12 protein-coding genes are annotated in these 19,231 nt (G+C 59.4%); 10 read left to right on the top strand and 2 right to left on the bottom strand.

Annotation, left to right across the window (positions count from 1 at the left end; genetic code table 11):
- The first annotated feature begins 33 nt into the window (after positions 1–33).
- Positions 34–1,680, top strand: a complete 1,647-nt coding sequence (gene pgm, locus AB4O41_RS02260) for a phosphoglucomutase (alpha-D-glucose-1,6-bisphosphate-dependent) (RefSeq protein ID WP_460146014.1) — start codon at positions 34–36, stop codon at positions 1,678–1,680.
- 164 nt (positions 1,681–1,844) lie between these two features.
- Here pgm and AB4O41_RS02255 read toward each other — a convergent pair whose 3' ends face one another.
- Positions 1,845–2,540 carry a pirin family protein gene (locus AB4O41_RS02255; RefSeq protein WP_460146013.1) on the bottom strand — a complete coding sequence of 232 codons (696 nt, stop codon included), beginning with the start codon at positions 2,538–2,540 and terminating at the stop codon, positions 1,845–1,847.
- A 279-nt stretch (positions 2,541–2,819) separates the two neighbouring features.
- On the opposite strand from AB4O41_RS02255, the gene AB4O41_RS02250 reads away from it, so the two are divergent.
- The 3 genes from AB4O41_RS02250 to AB4O41_RS02240 all read left to right on the top strand — a co-directional run bounded on the left by AB4O41_RS02250 (position 2,820) and on the right by AB4O41_RS02240 (position 8,137).
- A complete protein-coding gene (locus AB4O41_RS02250) occupies positions 2,820–5,294 on the top strand; it encodes a UvrD-helicase domain-containing protein (protein WP_460146012.1) in 2,475 nt (824 codons plus the stop codon).
- A 285-nt stretch (positions 5,295–5,579) separates the two neighbouring features.
- Positions 5,580–6,959 carry a pyridoxal-phosphate dependent enzyme gene (locus tag AB4O41_RS02245; protein ID WP_367375694.1) on the top strand — a complete coding sequence of 460 codons (1,380 nt, stop codon included), beginning with the start codon at positions 5,580–5,582 and terminating at the stop codon, positions 6,957–6,959.
- A complete protein-coding gene (locus tag AB4O41_RS02240) occupies positions 6,956–8,137 on the top strand; it encodes a cystathionine gamma-synthase (protein WP_460146011.1) in 1,182 nt (393 codons plus the stop codon). Before AB4O41_RS02245 ends, AB4O41_RS02240 begins: the two co-directional genes overlap by 4 nt.
- Before the next feature lie 121 nt (positions 8,138–8,258).
- On the opposite strand, the gene AB4O41_RS02235 is transcribed toward AB4O41_RS02240, so the two are convergent.
- Positions 8,259–8,534 (bottom strand): DUF1652 domain-containing protein, encoded by a 276-nt coding sequence (locus AB4O41_RS02235; RefSeq protein ID WP_223484863.1) that lies wholly within the window; start codon positions 8,532–8,534, stop codon positions 8,259–8,261.
- 816 nt (positions 8,535–9,350) lie between these two features.
- On the opposite strand from AB4O41_RS02235, the gene AB4O41_RS02230 reads away from it, so the two are divergent.
- From AB4O41_RS02230 to eprS, 6 genes are all read left to right on the top strand, one after another.
- Positions 9,351–10,808, top strand: a complete 1,458-nt coding sequence (locus tag AB4O41_RS02230) for a serralysin family metalloprotease (protein WP_460146010.1) — start codon at positions 9,351–9,353, stop codon at positions 10,806–10,808.
- Between the two features lie 98 nt (positions 10,809–10,906).
- Positions 10,907–11,329: an AprI/Inh family metalloprotease inhibitor gene (locus AB4O41_RS02225; protein ID WP_460146009.1), complete on the top strand. Its 423-nt coding sequence runs from the start codon at positions 10,907–10,909 to the stop codon at positions 11,327–11,329.
- A gap of 196 nt (positions 11,330–11,525) precedes the next feature.
- Complete coding sequence (locus tag AB4O41_RS02220; protein ID WP_460146008.1) at positions 11,526–13,313, top strand: type I secretion system permease/ATPase; 1,788 nt, start codon at positions 11,526–11,528, stop codon at positions 13,311–13,313.
- Positions 13,310–14,659: an HlyD family type I secretion periplasmic adaptor subunit gene (locus tag AB4O41_RS02215; RefSeq protein WP_460146007.1), complete on the top strand. Its 1,350-nt coding sequence runs from the start codon at positions 13,310–13,312 to the stop codon at positions 14,657–14,659. Before AB4O41_RS02220 ends, AB4O41_RS02215 begins: the two co-directional genes overlap by 4 nt.
- 2 nt (positions 14,660–14,661) lie before the next feature.
- A complete protein-coding gene (locus AB4O41_RS02210; protein WP_460146006.1) occupies positions 14,662–16,041 on the top strand; it encodes a TolC family outer membrane protein in 1,380 nt (459 codons plus the stop codon).
- 108 nt (positions 16,042–16,149) lie between these two features.
- Positions 16,150–19,107 carry an autotransporter serine peptidase EprS gene (gene eprS, locus AB4O41_RS02205; RefSeq protein ID WP_460148253.1) on the top strand — a complete coding sequence of 986 codons (2,958 nt, stop codon included), beginning with the start codon at positions 16,150–16,152 and terminating at the stop codon, positions 19,105–19,107.
- Positions 19,108–19,231 lie beyond the last annotated feature (124 nt).

The raw sequence follows: 19,231 nt of genomic DNA, 5'->3' as shown, positions 1-19,231 counted from the left end.
TATTCCCGAACCACTCTCTCTCAGAGGTTTTGCATGACACTCAGTCCTTTTGCGGGCAAACCGGCACCGGCAGAACTGTTGGTCGACATCCCGCGACTGGTAACGGCCTATTACACCGGCCAGCCCGATGCAGCCATTTCTACCCAGCGTGTCGCCTTCGGCACGTCCGGACACCGAGGTAGCTCGTTCGACCTGAGTTTCAACGAATGGCACGTTCTGGCCATCAGCCAGGCGATCTGCCTGTACCGCGAAGCCCAGGGCATCGACGGTCCGCTGTTCGTCGGGATCGACACCCACGCTCTGTCCACGCCGGCCGGAGCCAGCGCCCTGGAAGTCCTGGCAGCTAACGGCGTGACGGTAATGATCGCCGAAGGTGACGAGTACACGCCGACGCCGGCCATTTCCCACGCGATTCTTTGCTACAACCGTGGGCGCACTTCGGGCCTGGCGGACGGCATCGTCATCACACCGTCTCACAACCCGCCACAAAGCGGTGGCTACAAGTACAACCCTACCAACGGTGGCCCGGCCGATACCCACATCACCAAGTGGATCGAAGCCAAGGCCAACGAGCTACTGGCGGCCAAACTCGCCGGCGTCAAACGCATCAGCTACGAGCAGGCGCTGAAGGCTAGCACCACTCATCGTCACGATTACCTCAACACCTATGTCGCCGACCTGATCAACGTGATCGACTTCGACGCCATCCGCGATGCGAAGCTGCGTCTGGGTGTCGATCCGCTGGGCGGAGCAGGGGTGCGCTATTGGTCGGCGATTGCCGAACACTATCGCCTGGACCTGGAGGTGGTGAATAAAGAAGTTGATGCGACGTTCCGTTTCATGACCGTCGACTGGGACGGGCAGATCCGCATGGACCCATCGTCCAGCCACGCCATGCAAGGCTTGATCGGTCTGAAAGAGCGTTTCGACGTGGCCTTTGCCTGTGACCCGGATCACGACCGCCATGGCATCGTGACCCCGTCCGGCGGTTTGCTGGCACCCAACAACTACCTCGCGGTGTCGATCGATTACCTGTTCCAGAACCGTCCACAGTGGCGCGCCGATGCGGCCGTGGGCAAAACCGTAGTCAGCAGTGGCTTGATCGATCGCGTTGCCAAGCGTCTGGGCCGTCGCCTGTACGAAGTGCCGGTCGGCTTCAAATGGTTTGCTGATGGCCTGTTCGACGGTTCTCTCGGTTTTGGCGGCGAAGAAAGTGCTGGCGCGTCGTTCCTGCGCAAGGACGGCGGTGTCTGGTGCACCGACAAGGACGGCTTGATTCCAGCATTACTGGCCGCTGAAATGACTGCTCGCACGGGCCGTGACCCTAGCCAGGCCTATCGCGCGCTGACCGATGAACTGGGCGAACCGTTCTCGGTACGGGTCGACGCCAAGGCAAACCCTGAGCAGAAAGCGCTGCTGAGCAAATTGTCGCCGGACCAGGTCACCTCGACTCAACTGGCGGGCGAAGCGATCCAAAGCATTCTCAGCCACGCACCGGGCAACGACCAAGCCATCGGCGGTCTGAAAGTCATGACCGAGAACGGCTGGTTCGCGGCGCGTCCGTCGGGCACTGAGGATATCTACAAGATCTATGCTGAAAGCTTTGTCAGTGACGACCACCTGAAGCAGTTGGTTGCGGAAGCTCAGACCTTGGTGGATGGCGCAATTTCTGCGAAGTGATTGAGGGCCCCATCGCGGGCAAGCCCGCTCCCACAAGGATTGCGCTAAACCTGTAGGAGCGAGGCTTGCCCGCGAAGGCGTCGCTACAGTCACCCAGGGTTTCAACCACGAAAAAGGGGCAACCATTAAACGGTCGCCCCTTTTTTCGTCCTGCATTCACCGCATCAAGCCACATCCACCAACACAATCTCACTGTCCTCAATCGCGGTCACGCGCAACACCTGCTCATCGGTAATCGCGACACCGTCTCGAGCTTGTGCACGCAAGCCATTGACTTCAATGACCCCAGTGGCTGGAACCAGATAAGCACGACGGCCGCTGTCCAGTTGATACTCCGCAGATTCACCGGCCTTCAGATTCGCCGCCACCAGACGCGCATCGGCGCGAATATGCAGGCTTTGATCGTCGCCGGCCTTGCCGCTGGCCAGGGTCACGAAACCTTCGCGCTCGCCTTTAGGGAATGGCTTGGCACCCCACGACGGTGCCGAACCGGCTTCGTTTGGGATGATCCAGATCTGAAAGATCCGGGTCTCGGTCGCTTCCAGATTGTACTCACTGTGAGCGATCCCGGTGCCGGCGCTCATGACCTGCACGTCGCCCGCTTCGGTGCGGCCCTTGTTGCCAAGGTTGTCCTGGTGGGTAATCGCGCCTTCACGAACGTAGGTGATGATTTCCATGTCGCGGTGCGGGTGTTGAGGGAACCCGGTACCGGGCGCAATCACGTCATCGTTCCATACCCGCAGGTTGCCCCAGTTCATGCGTTTGGGGTCGTGGTACTCGGCGAACGAAAAGTGGTGATGGGCATCCAACCAGCCATGGTGTGCGCCGCCCAGCGAGTTGAAAGGTCTGAGTTCAAGCATGATCGTCTCCTGAAAAGGTTCGTCATGGGGCAGAACGCCTGAGCCACAAACGAGAACCAGTGGTTGATGGCGAGCATCATCTATCAGGCAATCATCGATAAAAAGCGTAAAAAATGCCTCAATACAATCGAATTAGTTGATCTCAAATAACCTCGAAATATTCTCATCCAGCCTTCACTTCATCGCATAAGCCAATGACCTGTAAGCATTTCACTAGAACTCAACGGCAAATGCAGACACCATAGCCCTCAACAGCCTCACCCCCTGGAGTCCGTCAGCGTGCCGCAACACACCCCCGATCTTCCCCCCGAACTTCGTCCCTTGGCCGAGATGCCTTTGTTCAAGCGCTTGGCCGCCCGGTTCTTTGGCCACGGCCTTACCCGGTTGCGCGCGCAACACCGTGCGTCCTGGCTGCACGGCCAAGCCGACGGTTTTCGCAGCGGCCACAGCGCCGGTGTGGAATACGGCTATAAGGAAGGCAAGCTCGAGGGGCTGGAGGAAGGTCGGCAGGTTCTGTTGATTCGCGACTCGCGCTCAACCGAGCATCGACCGCCCAACATCGATGACAATCTGTTCGACGATTGGCGTCTGCCATTGAGTGCTGAGCTGAAGAAGCGCATGAAGGCCGACGTGGCGCGGCTGCTGCCCGCGCATGCCCAGCCGAGCTCTGCCCAGTGGAAGATGATTTTCAGCGACACGCCGTCGACCTCGGTGATCGCCGGAGCCGGAGCGGGCAAGTCGACCACTTTGGTGCTGCGAATCCTGCTGCTCAGCCACTACCTGGGGTTTGAGTTGAGTTCGATGACCGTGGTGACTTTCACCCGCGAATCGCGCAAGGACTTCATCAACAAGCTGATCGAACTGTTTGCAGTCTGGGGCCGGGGAATCAGTCTTAAAGAAGCGCGCGATCTGGTGCGCACTTTCCATTCACGCATCCTGCCGATGATTCGCAGTCTGCCGGGTTTCGAGCGGCTACAAGCCTTCGAAAACCTCAGTCACCGCATGCAAGGCGGCGATGAGGAGGTCGACAGCAACCTCTTCGACCTGCGCATCAACGACGCCCAGCGCCAGCAACTCAACGCCTGCTATCACAGCCTGCACACCCGCGATGAACGTTTTCGCGAACTGATCAAACCTTTGTCTCGTCACGCCTTACAGCTCAAGGAGCTGGAGCGTGATCACCCGGACGTGCAGAAACGCATGGCGGTGACCGAATTGGCCGCCAAGCGCGATGAAGAACTGTGCGACACAATCGAAGACCTATGGTTTCGCGCCGGTGCCTGGCCGATCAAGGGCATCGAACCGAATCGTCAGACCTTCGATATCAACGGTTCGACCTTTCATTGTCACGGCTACATTCCGACGCTCGATGCCTGGGTGGTGCTGGGTTTCGATCCCCGGGAAAATCCCCAGGTCAGTCGTCCGAATGCCAAGCTTTCAGTGCGCGCAGAATGGGCTGTCAAACGCACCTTGTTTCAAGCTTTCTGTCGTAAGCCTTTGATATGGCTTGATAGTTATGAGGCTTCAAAGCGTGTTTTGGCATCGCTTGCCGGAGACGCCAGCGCCGGGCCGGGCTTCGATTACAAGGTCAAGGGCGAACTCGGCTCCGCGCCGTTGCTGGACTGTTTTGTCGCGGCGGCCGGGTTTATTGAAAACCTCGGCCTGGATGTGCCGAATGCCGTGGGCCAGATGAGTTTCCCCAAGGATGACCCCGACCGGTTTTTCTTTGAGGCGTTGAGCCTGTTCTGGCGAGCGCTGGAAGATCATCTGCTGGATCAATCGCCACCCGTAATGACTTACAACCGGATGTTCGCGTTGTTCAGTGAACATTCGCCGGAGAATCTCAAGCTGCTGAGCGATGAGCTGCTCAGGCCGATGTCGCACTTGATGATCGACGAGTTTCAGGACGTGTCGCCGCAGATCGTTTCGTGGATTCGCGCCAGCCTGGCAGAGATCCGCAGTCGCGGGCCGGCCATGCATGTGGGGCGCGGGGCGCAACGTTCGTCATTGCTGTGTGTCGGCGATGACTGGCAGTCCATCTATGGCTGGCGCGGCAGTTCGCCGACTTACTTCATGGAGTTCAACAAGGAATTCCCGTCGCCAAGCACGACCAAAGTGATGCTCAGCGACAATTACCGCAGCCATCAGCACATCATCGACGCCGCGGAGCATATCGTCCGCGCGGCACCGGCGATCGCTGGCAAGAAGGCCAAGGCCGGTGGTGAACCCAAAGCACTGCTGCCGGTGAATGTGCTCGACCGGGATGACCAGGGCATGGCCCAGCGCCTGATCGAACACTATAGAAAGGGCGATTCAATCTTGATGCTTTATCGAAAAAGCAGCGATAAGTCATTGATAGAGGATCATATTCAGTCTGTAGTTAATGTGGATTCTAGCTTGCCGTACGACGCTCGACGACTCAAACAACTGACTTATCACAGCGCCAAGGGCCTGCAGGCTGATGCGGTATTTCTGCTGGGCGATTGCCAGCATCTGACCAGTTCACCCTACAAGAACCAGGTCTATCGCATGGCCGGGCTCGGCAAAGCTGGCGACAGCGAAGCTTACGACAGCGCACAGAAAGACGAGATCTTGCGGCTGGCCTACGTGGGCATCACCCGGGCAGTCAGCCATTGCTACTGGTATGTCGATGGCCAGGATACCTCGGCTGCGAATATGCCCAAGGCCTCCGACCGGATCGGCAAGGGCAAGGCGTTCTTCGCTGATCATCGCCAGGGAAAAGTGCCGGCCTGATCCCTAAGAGAGTCTTGAGTCGAAAAAACCTGTGGCGAGGGAGCTTGCTCCCGCTTGAGTGCGCAGCACTCACAAAAATCGGCAATGGTTCTAAATTTTTTGGGGCCACTACGTGACCCAGCGCGAGCAAGCTCGCTCGCCACAGAGACAATACCGACTGGCTGCGAAAAGTTGCGGGGGGCGCAATCCCGGCCTATGGTCCAAGGCGAGGCTTGCGACTGGCGCGCAATGATTCGCCGCAGGTCGCTGTCCATCCAGTGCGGATACATACAGCGAGGTGACGACATGCCGAACGACTCCCGTCCCGCCGTGCTCGAACTGATCGGCAATACGCCGCTGGTGCGCGTCAGCCGTTTCGATACCGGCCCATGCACGCTGTTTCTCAAACTCGAATCGCAGAACCCCGGTGGCTCGATCAAGGACCGTATCGGCCTGGCTATGATCGACGCCGCCGAGCGCGATGGGCGCCTGCGTCCCGGCGGCACCATCGTCGAGGCCACCGCCGGCAACACCGGTCTGGGCCTGGCTCTGGTCGGTCGGGCCAAGGGTTACCGGGTGGTGTTGGTGGTGCCGGACAAGATGTCCACCGAGAAGGTCCTGCACCTCAAGGCGATGGGCGCCGAAGTACACATCACCCGCTCAGATGTTGGCAAGGGCCATCCCGATTATTACCAGGACGTCGCTGCGCGGTTGGCGCAGGAAATTCCCGACGCCTTCTTCGCTGATCAATTCAATAATCCGGCTAACCCGCTGGCCCACGAATGCAGTACCGCGCCGGAGATCTGGGCGCAGACTCAGCATGATGTGGATGCCATCGTGGTCGGCGTCGGTTCGGCCGGCACGTTGACCGGGCTGACCCGTTTCTTTCAGCGCGTACAACCGAATCTGGAAATGGTGCTGGCCGATCCGGTCGGCTCGGTGATGGCCGAATACAGCCGCAGCGGCACCCTTGGTACGCCCGGTTCCTGGGCGGTGGAGGGAATTGGCGAAGATTTCATTCCATCGATTGCCGATCTGTCCAGCGTGCGTAAGGCCTATTCGATCAGCGACGAGGAAAGCTTCGATCATGCCCGCCAACTGCTGCGCGCCGAAGGCATTCTCGGCGGCTCCTCGACCGGCACATTGCTGGCGGCGGCACTGCGTTATTGCCGCGAACAAACCGAGCCGAAGCGGGTAGTCAGTTTCGTCTGCGACACCGGCACCCGCTACCTGTCGAAGGTTTACAACGACCAGTGGATGAACGATCAAGGACTGCTTGCGCGCAAGCGTTACGGTGATTTGCGAGACCTCATCGCGAGGCGTTTCGAAGATGGCCGGGTGGTCAGTGTGGGTCCGGACGATACGCTGCTCACCGCGTTCCAACGCATGCGCCTGGCGGATGTGTCGCAACTGCCGGTGCTGGTGAACGGGCAGCGACTGGTCGGCGTGATCGACGAGTCCGATATCCTGCTTGGCGTGCACGAAGACGCGTCACACTTCCGTATGCCGGTGAGCAGTGCGATGACTGACAAGCTGGAAATCCTGCCGCCCGGCGCCAGCCTGGCCGAACTGGAGGCGAAGCTCGACCGTGGATTGGTGGCGATGATCGCCGACGACGACTCGGGTTTCCATGGGCTGATTACCCGCGTCGACATGCTCAATTACCTGCGGAGATCCCTTGCATGAGTCAGCACGATGAAACCGCCAAGCCACGTGCCTTTGCCACCCGTGTGATCCATGCCGGGCAGACGCCGGACCCTTCCACCGGGGCGCTGATGCCGCCGATTTACGCCAACTCCACTTATGCGCAGCAGAGCCCCGGTGTGCACAAGGGCTTCGACTATGGGCGTTCGCACAACCCGACGCGTTTTGCGTTGGAGCGTTGCGTGGCGGACCTCGAGGGCGGTACTCGGGCCTTCGCCTTCGCTTCCGGGCTGGCGGCGATCGCCAATGTGCTCGAACTGCTCGATGCTGGTGCACACATCGTTTCCGGCAATGACTTGTACGGCGGTACATTCCGGCTGTTCGACAAGGTGCGTCAGCGCAGTGCCGGGCATCGTTTCAGTTTTGTCGATCTGACTGACCTGGCGGCCTTCGAGGCGTCGCTACAGGACGACACGCGGATGGTCTGGGTCGAGACGCCGAGCAATCCTTTGCTCAGCCTCACTGATCTCGCCGCCGTCGCGCGCACCTGTCGCGAGCGAGGCATCATTTGTGTGGCCGACAACACGTTTGCCAGCCCGTGGATACAGCGCCCGCTGGAGTTGGGCTTCGATATCGTGCTGCACTCAACGACCAAGTACCTGAACGGTCACTCCGACGTGATCGGCGGCATCGCGGTGGTCGGGCAGAACGCTGAGTTGGTCGAGCGCCTGGGTTTCCTGCAAAACGCGGTGGGGGCTATCGCCGGGCCGTTCGATGCTTTTCTCACGTTGCGCGGGGTGAAGACCCTGGCGCTGCGCATGGAACGCCATTGCAGCAATGCGCTGGAGCTGGCGCAATGGCTGGAGCGTCAGCCTCAGGTGGCGCGCGTTTACTATCCAGGCCTGCCATCGCATCCGCAGCATGAACTGGCGCGGCGGCAGATGCGTGGATTTGGCGGGATGATTTCCCTCGACCTGAATTGTGATTTGGCCGGCGCCAAGCGTTTCCTCGAGAGTGTGCGGATCTTCGCCCTGGCCGAGAGCCTGGGCGGGGTGGAAAGCCTGATCGAGCACCCGGCGATCATGACCCATGCCAGCATCCCGGCAGAAACCCGAGCACAGCTCGGTATTGGCGATGCACTGGTGCGTTTGTCAGTGGGGGTCGAGGATGTCGAAGACCTGCGCGCCGATCTGGCACAGGCGCTATTGCAGATCGGTTAAGCGCAATCCATGTGGGAGCGGGCTTGCTCGCGAAGAGGGAGTGTCAGTAAACATTAATGTTGCCTGACAAACCGCATTCGCGAGCAAGCCCGCTCCCACAGGTTTTGTGGAGTGTTGCCCGTCAGGCATAGCTTCTGAGGGCTTGCGGTGGAATGAACGCCTCCAGCTCATCTTCCACAGCTTCGATGATTCGTTCTACATCCGCCGCATTCATGACCGTTGCGCAAGGAATGCCGGCAATGGCGATCATGGTCTCGCCACTGGCGCGGTCGAACAGCCGGGCAACCATACTGCCCGGTGCATCCATGGTCGCTTCGAAACCCATGGGATGAAAATGCCAGCGCATCAGCTGGCAGGCATTGGGAAAAGTGACTTTGCTGAAAGACCTTTCATTCATGTGATGCCCACCTTCATCATCGAGCGCTTCCTTTAGCTCATGTTAGGAGGGAAGAGCCTTCAATGGCTCAACCGGTGACTGTCTTTAAAAGTAGCATCCAGATGTGAAAATCATGTGGATTTTTTCAGTCCGTTTAGCGATTGGTTCATTTTTTTTGACGCAGATCACGAGACACCATTGTTTGTGGCGAAAGGCCAATATTGCCGGGGTATTCACGGGGTCATTGAAGCCCCAGGACTGAACCTGAGTGAGCTCGGTTTTTTCTCGTCGAGTCCTTTATTCACGCCGATGATGATCGGTCCGTTGCAAACCCAGGTCACGGGCGAGATGGCCATGCGTTACCACCTGCGGCTGGAAAAGCCGGGATCCGGGTCCCGGAAACTGCTGCTACAAACATCTAGCGCACCGCAGACCTGCCGCAGCAGTCGAAGGCTGTATTCGGCTGCGCAGGCGTCACAACAATACCCATCCAATAAAAGTAAAATTGATAGCAATACACTGGCACTTATATTAAGAATCCCTGAAAAAATGAGAACTCATCTACAGAAGACAACTTATCTATATTTAATATTTAGATAGCATATTGTCAGACAATCCGGCTAAAACCTTCAACTACAAACTATATTTCGACAGCATACGTACTGTTTGCTGGAGTTCGCGGGAGCCACTCAATTTGACGTCAAAAAAAATGTAGACGTTTGATTTCGAATTGTGTCAGTTTTTATACGCCTTCATTGGGCGAGTGATAGGACGATCTCGCCAGAGATTGTCGTATCGGACAAAAACTGTTCCATTGCTAAACAAGGAAGTGTGTTTATGTCGAAAGTAAAAGACAACGCTATTGATCTTGCCGAACAGGCCTTTGCGCCATTGCAAGCGCTGGCTGCACCCAGTTCCGCCTACAACCAGATCGATAGTTTCAGCCATCAGTATGATCGGGGTGGCAATCTCACGGTCAATGGCAAACCCTCCTTCTCCGTCGACGAGGCTGCTACCCAGCTGCTGCGTGACGGCGCTGCTTACCTGGACAAGGACGGCAGCGGCAAAATCGAACTTACCTATACGTTCCTGACCTCGGCTTCGTCGAGCACCATGAACAAGCACGGCATCACCGGGTTCAGTCAGTTCAGCGCACAACAGAAAGCCCAGGCCGCGCTCGCCATGCAATCCTGGGCCGACGTGGCCAATGTCACCTTCACCGAGAAGTCCTCCGGCGGTGACGGTCACATGACCTTCGGTAACTACAGCGGCGGTCAGGACGGCGCGGCGGCATTCGCCTACCTGCCTGGCACGGGTGCAGGTTATGACGGTACTTCCTGGTACCTGACCAACAGCAGCTATACGCCGAACAAGACGCCGGACCTGAACAATTACGGTCGTCAGACCCTGACCCACGAAATCGGTCATACCCTGGGCCTGGCACACCCTGGCGACTACAACGCTGGTGAAGGCGCACCCACTTACAATGACGCGACCTACGGGGAAGACACCCGCGGCTACAGCGTCATGAGTTACTGGAGTGAAAGCAATACCGACCAGAATTTCAGCAAGGGCGGTGTGGAAGCCTATGCGTCCGGCCCGCTGATGGACGATATCGCCGCCATCCAGAAACTCTACGGTGCCAACACCACCACCCGTACCGGTGACACCACCTACGGCTTCAACTCCAACGCCGGTCGCGACTTCCTGAGTGCGTCTTCGTCGTCGGACAAAGTCGTGTTCTCGGTCTGGGATGCGGGCGGCAAGGACACCCTGGACTTCTCCAGCTTTACCCAAAACCAGAAGATCAACCTCAATGAGGCCTCGTTCTCCGACGTTGGCGGCATGGTGGGCAACGTGTCCATCGCCAAGGGTGTCACCGTCGAGAACGCGATTGGCGGTTCGGGTAGCGACCTGCTGATCGGTAACGGCGTGTCCAATGAACTGAAGGGCGGTGCCGGCAACGACATCCTCTTCGGCGCGGGCGGTGCGGACAAACTGTGGGGCGGTTCGGGTTCGGACACCTTTGTGTTCGCGGCCAGCAGCGACTCCAAGCCAGGTACCGTCGACCAGATCCTCGATTTTGTCAGTGGCCTGGACAAGATCGACCTGACCGGCATCACCAACGGCGCGGGCCTGCACTTCGTGAATTCGTTCACCGGTGCGGCAGGCGATGCAATGTTGACCTCTTCGGGCGGCAACAGTCTGTTGTCGGTGGACTTCTCCGGGCACGGCGTGGCTGACTTCCTGGTCAGCACCGTTGGACAGGCGGCGTTCTCGGACATCGTGGCCTGATTCAAGGCAAAAAAGGAGGGCGGCGCTTGACGCGCCGCTCTCTGTCTCTTGAACGGCAGATGCTATGAGTAAGGCTATAACCATGAGTAAAACGCCCTATGATCCAGAACGCTTTTACCTACAAAGCAACCGCGTGGCTGTTGGCGACGCTGATGATGTTTCTTGGAGATGTAGCCATGGCACGCAGTCTTAAATTAGCCGACCCGTCGGAACTTGCCGGGAAATGGCAGGCCACCTTGAACACCGCGCAAGATTCGCCCGAGTCCCAGGCGCTGCAGGACAAGCCGTCGAATGTTTGCTCGATCGAGCTCAAATTGAACCAGACCCTGGGTGAGGGTGCCGAGTGCCTCGGTGCCTGGCTGAACGAGTCGGCGATCGGCTGGTTCCCGGAACCGGATGGCATTGCCGTGACCGGTAAAGAAGGCTCGAAAATTGTGTTTTTCAGCCGACAGCATGAGGGGCTTTATAAAAGCACCTTGAAATCAGGTCTGATCATTATGCTTGAACGCGCAGCGCATTAAGTAAGTAATGTCGGACTGAATAAAAATAATCATTGCCGTTATAAGCGGCACATTAATAGTCGGAACGCTCTGAGGAACTCAAAGAGTTGTTATTAATGTGCAAGCGATAACCGGCAAAATAATGTCTCGGCCATGTGCGGACAGTTAATTGCAACCTCGCCAAGTAAGGCGAGGATTAATACCTCAGGAAAAACCAATGAAGATGGCGAAGAGCCCGGCCACCGCACCGTTATTCAAGGCACTGGGCGACTATAAAAGCATCCTGATCAGCGTCGGGTGTTTTACCGCACTGATTAATGTGCTGATGTTGGTCCCGTCGATTTATATGCTTCAGGTCTATGACCGGGTACTGTCTTCGCAAAACGAAACCACACTGGCGATGTTGTCGTTAATGGTGGTCGGGTTCTTTGCCTTCATCGGTCTGCTGGAGATCGTGCGCAGCTTCATTGTCATCCGTATCGGCAGCCAACTGGAGCGCCGTTTCAACCTGCGGGTATATCAAGCCGCTTTCGAGCGCAACCTGTTCAAGGGCGAGGGCAACGCGGGGCAATCCCTGGGCGACCTGACCCATATTCGCCAATTCGTCACCGGCCCGGCGCTGTTTGCCTTTTTCGATGCGCCGTGGTTTCCGGTCTATCTGTTTGTGATTTTTCTGTTCAACGTCTGGCTCGGGGTGTTGGCCACCGCAGGCGCGGCACTGCTGATCGGGCTGGCCTGCCTCAACGAGGCAATGACCAAAAAGCCCTTGGGTGAAGCAGCAGGGTTTTCCCAGAAATCCAGCCAGCTGGCCACCAGTCACCTGCATAACGCCGAAACCATTCAGGCCATGGGCATGCTCGGTGTCTTGCGCAAGCGATGGTTTGGGGTGCACTCGCGTTTTCTCGGCTTGCAGAATCAGGCCAGCGACACTGGCGCGGTCATCAGTTCCCTGAGCAAAACCCTGCGCCTGTGCCTGCAGTCTCTGGTGCTGGGGCTGGGCGCCTTGCTGGTGATCAAGGGTGATATGACCGCCGGGATGATGATCGCAGGTTCCATCCTGATGGGCCGGGTACTGAGCCCCATCGATCAGTTGATCGCCGTGTGGAAACAGTGGAGCGGCGCCAAACTCGCTTACCGCCGTCTCGACGCCTTGCTGCAAGCCTACCCGCCGGTTGACGAGGCCATGGCGCTGCCGGCGCCGAAAGGTCAGATCACGTTCGAACAAGTCAGCGCCGGCCCGCCAGCGCAACGGGTAGCGACGTTGCACATGGTCAATTTCAACCTGGGCGCCGGGGAAGTGCTGGGCGTGCTCGGGGCTTCCGGCTCCGGTAAATCGACCCTGGCCCGGGTGCTGGTCGGCGTCTGGCCGACGCTCGGCGGCACGGTGCGCCTCGACGGCGCGGACATTCATCGCTGGAACCGCGACGACCTCGGCCCCTATATCGGTTATCTGCCACAAGACATCGAATTGTTCAGCGGTAGCATCGCCGAAAACATCGCCCGATTCCGTGAGGCAGATCCGCAAAAAGTCGTCGAAGCCGCGCAACAGGCTGGCGTTCATGAACTGATCCTGCGCATGCCGCAGGGCTACGACACGGTGCTTGGCGAGGACGGCAGCGGCTTGTCCGGTGGCCAGAAGCAACGTGTGGCTTTGGCTCGCGCGCTGTATGGCAATCCGAGTCTGGTGGTGCTGGATGAGCCGAACTCCAACCTCGACACCATCGGCGAAGCCGCGCTGGCCGGCGCCATCGCGCACATGAAAGCCCGGGGCACCAGCGTGATTCTGGTCACCCATCGTTCTTCGGCCCTGGCCCAGGCCGACAAGTTGCTGGTGCTCAACGAAGGTCGCTTGCAGGCCTTCGGCCCAAGCCAGGAAGTGCTCAAAGCACTTGCCGGTAATCAGTCAGGCGCTCAGGAGCAACAACGTGAAAAACCTGCGCAGGCACCGGGCGGGCTCAGCATGAGCCGGCAGTATCAGCCCACGACAAGGAATTCGGGTGTATGAGCAGCGCACGCATGAACGACGACAGCGAAGCGACCATGGAACACGACTACACCGCCGAACGTCCTGAGCGCGACGCGCGTTTCTTCGCCCGCATGGGCTGGATTCTGGCGATTGCCGGCGCCGGTAGTTTCTTCACATGGGCGAGCCTTGCGCCGCTCGATCAAGGAATTCCGGTGCAAGGGACCGTGGTGGTCTCGGGCAAGCGCAAGGCCGTGCAATCGATGAGCAGCGGCGTGGTCAGCCAGATTCTGGTGCGCGAAGGCCAAGTGGTGAAGCAGGGGCAACCGCTGTTTCGCCTCGACCAGACCCAAGTCGCGGCTGACGTGCAATCGCTGCAAGCGCAGTACCGCATGGCGTGGGCCAGCCTGGCTCGCTGGCAGAGTGAACGGGACAACCTCAAGCAGGTGAATTTCCCCGCCGTGCTGAGCAACGATCCTGACCCGCGCCTGGCCTTGGTGCTTGAAGGCCAGCGGCAATTGTTCAGCAGCCGTCGCGAAGCCTTTTCCCGTGAGCAAGCTGCTCTGCGCGCCAACATCGAAGGCGCCAGTGCGCAACTGGCCGGCATGCGTCGCGCGCGCACCGACCTGACGGCCCAGGCCAGCTCCCTGCAACAACAGTTGAGCAATCTTCAGCCCTTGGCGGACAACGGCTACATCCCGCGCAACCGCTTGATGGATTACCAGCGTCAGTTGTCGCAAGTACAGCAACAACTGGCAGAGAACACTGGCGAAAGCGGCCGCGTGGAGCAGGGCATCCTCGAATCCAGGCTCAAGCTGCAACAGCACAGCGAGGAATACCAGAAGGAAGTCCGCAGCCAACTGGCCGACGCGCAACTCAAAAGCGTGACCCTGGAAGAGCAACTGACTTCCGCCGGCTTCGACCTGCAACACAGCGAAATCATCGCCACCGCCGACGGCATCGCCGTCAACCTTGGGGTTCACACCGAAGGCGCGGTGGTGCGTCAGGGCGACACGCTGCTGGAGATCGTCCCGCAAGGTACCCGCCTGGAAGTGGAAGGGCACTTGCCGATCAACCTGATCGACAAGGTCGGCACGCACTTGCCGGTGGACATTCTGTTCACTGCGTTCAACCAGAGCCGTACCCCGCGAGTCCCCGGCGAAGTCAGTCTGATCTCCGCCGACCAGATGGTCGATGAGAAAACCGGTGTGCCGTACTACGTGCTGCGCAGCAGCGTCAGTGACCAGGCCATGGAGAAACTCAACGGTCTGGTGATCAAGCCCGGCATGCCGGCAGAAATGTTCGTGCGTACCGGTGAACGTTCACTCCTCAACTATCTGTTCAAACCGCTGCTCGACCGGGCAGGCTCCGCGTTGACCGAGGAATAAGGATGTTCGGCTGTATGAATAAGTTTTCTTTGCTCGCAGCGACCGCGGCGTTGCTGACGTGCAACAGCGCGATGGCCATGGGGCCGTTCGACGTTTATGAGCAAGCGTTACGCAATGATCCAGTGTTCCTCGGCGCCATCAAGGAACGCGATGCAGGCCTTGAAAACCGTGCCATCGGCCGCGCCGGGCTGTTGCCGAGGCTGGGTTACAACTACAACAAGGGGCGTAACTCTTCCAAGGTCACTCAACTGGACGAGCGCGGTGACAGGCGCAGTGATGATCGCAACTACAGCAGCTACGGCTCAACCTTGACCCTGCAACAGCCGTTGCTCGATTACGAGGCCTACGCGGCGTATCGCAAAGGCGTGGCGCAATCGTTGTTCGCTGACGAAAACTTTCGGGGCAAGAGCCAGGAACTGCTGGTTCGCGTCCTGGAGAATTACACCAAGGCGCTGTTCGCTCAGGACCAGATCGACATCGCGCGGGCCAAGAAAAAAGCCTTCGAGCAGCAGTTTCAGCAGAACGAGCAGATGTTCCGCCAAGGGGAGGGCACGCGCACCGATATCCTCGAAGCCGAGTCACGTTACGAGCTGGCGACCGCCGAGGAAATCGAGGCGCGCGATGAACAGGATGCGGCCCTGCGTGAGCTGGGCGCACTGATTGGCGTGCCGGCCATCGACATTGGCGACCTGACGCCGCTGGATCAGAACTTCCAGACGTTCACCCTGCAACCGGCCAATTACGACACCTGGCACGAGATGGCGGTGACCAATAACCCGAACCTGGCCTCCCAGCGTCAGGCGGTGGAAGTGGCGCGCTACGAGGTCGAACGCAACCGCGCCGGCCACCTGCCAAAAGTCAGCGCCTACGCCTCGGTACGCCAGAACGAATCGGAAAGCGGCAACACCTACAACCAGCGCTACGACACCAACACCATCGGCATCGAAGTCAACATGCCGTTGTATGCCGGTGGCGGGGTCTCGGCCTCGACCCGTCAGGCCAGCCGCACCATGGAACAGGCCGAGTACGAGCTGGATGGCAAGACCCGGGAAACCTTGATCCAGCTACGCCGTCAGTTCAGCGCCTGCCTGTCGGGGGTCAATAAATTGCGGGCTTATCAGAAGGCATTGGTGTCGGCCGAAGCGCTGGTGGTTTCGACCAAACAGAGCATTTTGGGCGGTGAGCGGGTCAACCTCGATACGCTGAACGCCGAACAACAACTGTTTACCACCCGCCGGGATCTGGCCCAGGCACGCTACGACTATTTGATGGCGTGGACCAAATTGCACTACTACGCCGGCACCCTGGGCGAGCAGGACCTGGCCAAGGTGGATGAGGCCTTCGGCCAGGGCCCGAACATGGAAAATCGCACACCCCCGTAGGAGCTGCCGAAGGCTGCGATCTTTTGATCTTCCGGCGTCTTGCTGACGCTAAAAGATCGCAGCCTGCGGCAGTTCCTACAAAAAACAAAAAAAGCGAGAGTCATGAACATGGACGTACAGATCAAGCCGATGTCGGTCGGCACGCTATTGCTCCTGATTTCATCAGCGCCAGGCTCGGCCCAGGCGCTTTACCTGGAAACCAGCACCCTCGGCGATCCCGTCAGTTGGCGCTCGACGGAGTTCCAGCGCGATTGGGGCCTGGCGCGCATGCAGGCCGATCAAGCCTATGCTGCCGGCATCACCGGCAAAGGGGTGAAGATCGGCGCGCTGGATTCCGGTTTCGATGCCAGCCATCCCGAATTTGCCGCAGACCGTTATCACGCGGTGACGGCCAGCGGCAGCTATGTCGACGGCTCAGCGTTCAACGTCGACGGCACGCTCAACACCAACAACGACTCCCACGGCACCCACGTCACCGGCACCATGGGCGCTTCCCGGGATGGCAGCGGCATGCACGGCGTGGCGTACAACGCGCAAATCTACGTCGGCAACACCAACAAGAACGACAGTTTCCTGTTCGGTCCCAACCCCGATCCGCGCTATTTCACAGCGGTCTATAACGCCCTGGCGGATGCCGGTGTCCGCGCGATCAACAACAGCTGGGGCAGCCAGCCGCCGGACGTCAGCTACCGAACCCTCGACGACCTGCACGCCGCCTACGCCCAACACTGGAACAAAGGCACCTGGCTCGATGCCGCCGCCGACGTTTCACGCCGCGGTGTGATCAATGTGTTCAGCGCCGGCAACAGCGGCTACCCGAATGCCAGCGTGCGTTCGGCCTTGCCGTATTTTCAGCCGGACCTCGAAGGGCACTGGCTGGCAGTGTCGGGGCTGGATCAAAGCAATCAGCAGAAATACAACCAGTGCGGGATCGCCAAGTATTGGTGCATCACCACGCCGGGCGCGAAGATCGACAGCACCATTCCCGGCGGCGGTTACGCGATCAAGTCTGGCACCTCCATGGCCGCGCCGCATGCCACCGGGGCACTGGCGCTGGTGATGGAACGCTATCCGTACATGAACAATCAGCAGGCGCTTGAGGTGCTGCTGACCACCGCAACGCAGCTCGACGGTTCGGTCACCGACGCACCGAGTACGCGCATCGGTTGGGGCGTGGCCAATCTTGAGCGGGCGATGCGCGGGCCGGGGCAATTGCTCGGGGCGTTTGACGCCAACCTGGGGGCAGGGCAGAGCGATGTCTGGAGCAATGACATTTCGGACAAGGCGCTGATTCAGCGTCAGGCCGAAGACGCCGCCGAACGCAGCGCCTGGCAACAGACATTGAAGGACAAGGGCTGGGAGAACGGTGTTTCGGCCGGCGCCAGTCAGCAGGATCAGACCGATTACGCAGTGGGCACAGCTCGCGATTCCGCCGCCGCCAATCGAGTCTACGCAGGCAGCCTGATCAAGTCCGGTGCCGGGCGGTTGATGCTCACTGGCGACAACACTTATCGCGGCCCGACCACGGTCAATGGCGGGTTGCTGGCGGTGAACGGCTCGCTGACATCGGCGGTGATTGTCAATGACAGCGGCACCCTCGGCGGTAACGGACGAATCGCTGCCTTGACCGCCAACACCGGTGGCACCGTGGCACCCGGTAATTCCATCGGTACGTTGCAAGTCAGCGGCGATGTGATATTTGCGCCGGGTTCGACTTATGCCGTCGAACTGTCACCCACCAGCAGCGACCAGATTATTGCGGGCGGTACGGCCACGATCAGCGGTGCCGCCGTGAGCCTGTCCCTGGAAAACAGCCCGACCTTGCTTAGCACCCAACAAGTGCAAAGCCTGCTGGGCAATCAGTACAACATCTTGCAAGCGGCGGGCGGGATTCAAGGCCAGTTCGGCGCGGTGCTGCCCAACTACCTGTTCATCGGCGGCAGTCTGGATTACGCCACGACCGGCATTCAGCTCCGCGTGGAGCGCAACGCCACAACCTTCGCCAGCGTAGGGCAAACGCCGAATCAGCGTGTCGTCGCCGCCGCAGTGGAAGGGCTTGGCGCGGGTAACGCCGTCTACGAAAGCCTGTTGCTGTCGCCGACCGCCAGTTCGGCGCAACAGGCCTTCCAGCAGCTGTCGGGGGAAATCTATCCGGCGCTGGGTTCGGTGTTGATCAACGACAGCCGATATCTGCGTGACGCGGTAGGTGAGCGTCTCAATGAAGCCAATGGTTCCCAAAGCAATGGCTGGATCAAGGCATTGGGCGCCTGGGGCAAGACCGATGACAGCCATGACACCGCCGGCTACACCACCTCGATTGGCGGTTTGTTGGCGGGTGTCGATGGCGCGGTGGATGACCAAACCCGTGTGGGCCTGGTCGCTGGCTATAGCGACAGCTCGGTCAGCATGGGCTCTGGAGCTCATTCATCAGCGCAGGTCGACAGTTATCACCTGGGCGCCTATGCCGGCCACGAAATGGGCGCTTGGCATCTGAGTGCCGGTGGTGCCTACAGCTGGCATCGGGCCGACGTCAAACGTGACCTGCAATACGGTGACGTCAGCGCCAAACAGAAAGCCAAGGTCGATGCCGGGACCACCCAGGTGTTCGGCGAAGCGGCCTATCGCTTGAACCTGCAAGCACTGGCCTTGGAGCCATTCGCCAATCTGGCTTACGTGCACCTCGACACTGAAGGCTTCACCGAAAAAGGTGACGCCGCGGCGCTCAAAAGCAGTGGCGAACGGCGTGACGCGGTACTCAGTACCTTGGGCGTACGCGCGCTGAAAACGGTGATGCTGTCCGGCCAACAACAACTCGATTTGAGCGGCAGCCTCGGTTGGCAGCACAACCTGAGCAACACCGATTCCGAGGAACACCTGGCGTTTGCCAGCGGTAGCACTCCGTTCGTGGTGGAAAGCTCGCCACTGGTTCGCGATGCGGCGCTGGTGGGCGCCCATGTCAGTCTGGCCTTGAGCCGGGACGTTCGGCTGAACCTCGATTACACCGGCCAACTGGCCAGCCGCGAGAAAAGCCATGGCGTCGGGCTGAGTCTCAATTGGCAGTTTTAACGCGGTAAACACCGATTGTGGCGAGAAAGCTTGGCGCAATTCATGTGGGAGCGGGCTTGCTCGCGAAAGCGGTGTCAGGCGACAGCATTGCCGACTGACACTCCCTCTTCGCGAGCAAGCCCGC

The sequence above is a fragment of the Pseudomonas sp. S2_A02 genome (genome assembly GCF_054668495.1).
The sequence above is the reverse complement of the archived record's forward strand: the minus strand, read 5'-3'. Positions and strand labels throughout refer to the sequence as shown.